The 1027-nt window shown below is 71.9% G+C and carries 1 protein-coding gene; it reads right to left on the bottom strand.

The window, feature by feature from the left end; all coding sequences use genetic code 11:
* Positions 1-153: 153 nt before the first annotated feature.
* Positions 154-1027: M24B family metallopeptidase (locus G3N92_RS34445; protein WP_206131929.1), on the bottom strand; the 874-nt coding region annotated here is incomplete at its 5' end.

Raw genomic sequence — 1027 nt, 5'->3', positions numbered from 1 at the left:
AGTCGATCAGCTGACTCTCGATAAAATCACCACCCTCCAGCTTACTCCTTCGCTACCGCCCCCACGCTCCCCTCCACTGCCACCAACCCTCTTCCCCTACCCGACGCTCTTCCGCTCTCGGAACCGTGCGCCATCGTGCGGGCTCGCCTCCGCTCACCGCGACGCGGGCGCGGCGGCGCGTGCGTCGCGCATCAGCGCCTCGATCTCGTCGGCGGCCACCGGCACGTCGCGCGTGATCAGCTCGCAGCCGTCGGCGGTGACGAACGCGTCGTCCTCGATGCGGATGCCGATGTCGTGGAATTCGGCCGGCACGTCGTCGGCGGCGCGCACGTAGAGGCCCGGCTCGATCGTGAGCGCCATGCCTTCGCGCAGCGTGCGCCAAGGCAGCGCACCCTGGGCATCGCGTTCGGCGCCGCGTTCGCGGTAGTCGCCGCAATCGTGCACGTCCATGCCGAGCCAGTGGCCGGTGCGGTGCATGTAGAAGCGCGAATAGGCGCGTTCGGCGATCACGTCGTCGACGCTCGCGAAGCGCGACTTCGGCACGATGCCGGTGTCGAGCAGGCCCTGCGCGAGCACGCGCACCGCCGCGTCGTGCGGCGCCTCGAACGGCACGCCGGGGCGGGTGGCCGCGGCGGCGGCCTCCTGCGCGGCCAGCACGATGTCGTAGAGCGCGCGCTGCGGGCCCGAGAAGCGGCCGTTCGCGGGGAACGTGCGCGTGATGTCGGACGCGTAGCCTTCGAGTTCGCAGGCCGCGTCGATCAGGATCAGGTCGCCGTCCTGCGCGACCGCGTTGCCGGCCGGGTAGTGCAGCACGCAGGCGTTCGCGCCGGCCGCGACGATCGAGCCGTAGGCCGGCCCGGCCGCGCCGTGGCGGCGGAATTCGTGCAGCAGCTCGGCCTCGATCTCGTACTCGCGGATGCCGGGGCGCGTGACCGCCATCGCGCGCCGGTGCGCGCTCGCGGAAATCACGGCGGCGCGGCGCATGATCGCCTGCTCGTGGGCATCCTTCACGAGGCGCATCTCGTCG

Origin of the sequence: Burkholderia sp. Ac-20379 (assembly GCF_017104645.1) — a bacterium.
In the GTDB taxonomy this organism is placed as follows: domain Bacteria; phylum Pseudomonadota; class Gammaproteobacteria; order Burkholderiales; family Burkholderiaceae; genus Burkholderia.
The sequence above is the reverse complement of the archived record's forward strand: the minus strand, read 5'-3'. Positions and strand labels throughout refer to the sequence as shown.